Source organism: Streptomyces sp. F001 (assembly GCF_004187715.1).
Classification (GTDB): domain Bacteria; phylum Actinomycetota; class Actinomycetes; order Streptomycetales; family Streptomycetaceae; genus Streptomyces; species Streptomyces flavusporus.
In genome coordinates, this window is record NZ_QZWF01000151.1 from 1 (window position 1) to 2007 (window position 2007).

General features: G+C 67.1%; 2 protein-coding genes. Both read right to left on the minus strand.

From position 1 onward, the window contains the following. Positions 1-110: 110 nt before the first annotated feature. The gene (locus tag StrepF001_RS45135) at positions 111-656 is read right to left on the minus strand and encodes a pyridoxamine 5'-phosphate oxidase family protein (RefSeq protein ID WP_129803865.1); all 546 of its coding nucleotides are present in this window, start codon (positions 654-656) and stop codon (positions 111-113) included. Between the two features lie 211 nt (positions 657-867). Continuing rightward, entirely contained in the window at positions 868-1854 is a 987-nt protein-coding gene (locus StrepF001_RS45140) for an aminoglycoside phosphotransferase family protein (protein ID WP_129803866.1), read from the minus strand. Positions 1855-2007: the final 153 nt, after the last annotated feature.

Consider the following 2007-nt stretch of genomic DNA (forward strand, 5'->3'; position numbering starts at 1 on the left):
GGACCTGCTGAACTGCTGGACCGGCATCTGCACCACCTGCCGTCAGCCTCTGCCCACACCCCGCATCAGACACCAAGCAGCAAGACCCACAACGACTTAACGGAGTCCTACTAGAAGGTGTAGCGGGTGTGGCTGAACACCCGGCCGTCGTGCCCGAAGCCGTATGCCGTGCCGGGTGCCACAGCAAACAGCAGGTCGTTGCCCTTGCGGATGCTGTCGCCGAAGCCGTAGAAGGTCCCCTCCGGCGAGGTGATGTGGTCCCCGTACTGCGCCTCGAACGCGGCGATGACCTCGTCCTGACGCGCCGGATCCGTCACCCGCTCTGCCGTGCCCTCGATCACGATGTCGAGGCCTTCAGAGAGTGAGTTGTGCCCTGTGGTGAGTGCGCAGTGGGCATTACCGGCCAGGTTCTTCGCCTTCTGCTCGCCCGGCCCGGTGCTGAAGTGCAGCGCCCCGTCGTGCCAGGCAGCGATCAGCGGCGTGACGTGCAGCCGGCCGTCCGGCCGGACCGTCGTGATCCAAAAGACCTCGGCGGTCCGCAGCTGGCGCTGGGCCTCGGCCCAGTCGGTGGCGGTGACGTTCTCCGCGCCCGGGCGCGGGTTGAGCGCGGAGCTGTAGCGGGCGTCGAGCTCGGTCTTGGGCTGCTTCGGAGTCATGCGGAACTCCTTTCCCTCTTCTTGGAACGAAGGCTACGCAGCCCGGCCCGGCGGCGCTCAGGCCCGGCTTCTGGCCGAGATCCATGAGCACAAGGAATAGCACCAGCAGGACCTTCTGCTCGCGGAATACCGTAACTACCAGCAGGGTGGGTCAGCGGGTCGGACGGCCACCGCATGTTGGACGTCGTTGAATAGGCCCCGGTACCCCAGCTCAAAGACCAGCCGCAAGCGCCTTGAAATGGTCCGCGTCGCTCCGAGATGGGAGCGGGGCCTGTGCGGGAGAGGGCCAGCCCAAGCTGGATGTCAGAACACGATCGAGCGCCGCCCGGCCTGCGGGTCCCCATGTCGGCTTCCCGCCGGGAAGGCCCCGCTCCCCGTTCTGGCCCATGAGGATGAGGAAAAGGCTCTTCAGAGCAGCCAACCCGCGGGCGCGCCGGATCGTCGCCTCGTCCGCATGCGCATACACCTCGAAGAACCGTGAGCCCGCGCCCGAGGGAAGGAGCAGCCACGCGGCCGCGAGGTCCCACGCCGGATCGCCGGCGAACATGGCACCGAAATCGACCACGCCCGAGAGCGTCCCGTCCGAGACGACGACATTCGCGGGATGGAGGTCACCGTGCAGCCATACCGGCGGCCTCTCCCACTCGGGGGCCGCAACAGCATCGTCCCAGACGTCCCAGACAGCCCGGACGTCGGCGGCAATGCCGCCGGGGACAATGGCTTGCAAGAACTTTTCGAAGCCCTCCGTGCACTTCTTGGGGTGAGCGCCGCGGTCCGAACTGGCCGGCGCCTCGGCGGGCGCCTCTACATGAAGCGCCCTGAGGAAGCCCGCCAGAGCGTCGGCCGCGTGGTCGTCACGGCTGATCGAGGTACAGTCGAGTGACTCGCCGGGAACCCACGTCATGATGGTCCAGGGCCTCGGGAAGCGCGCGGACGGTTCGCCGATCCGCACAGGAGTCGGAACCGGGAGCGGAAGGCGCGGGGCCAGGACGGGCAGCCACCGGCACTCCTTGCGCTGGAGATCCGGGGCTTGTTCCGTGCGCGGCATGCGCACGGCCAACTCGTCGCCGAGGTGCCACATTTGGTTGTCCCAGCCGCCCGCTACTTCGCGGATGGCCAGCCCTGCAAGGTCCGGATGCTGGTCCTTGAGAAGAGCGTGCACCAGCTCTGCAGTGATCTCGATCTCGGCGTCGGTCATGCGAAGCCACAGTATGTGAGACAAGCGGAGCGGACACTCACTCTCCGGAATGCCCGCCGCCACGCCCGTTCCGTCAGCGGGCCTCGCCAGAGCAACAGGTACTACAGCCGGAGATCTTGTGACGGAGTCTGTGTGGTGTCGTTGACCGGGCAT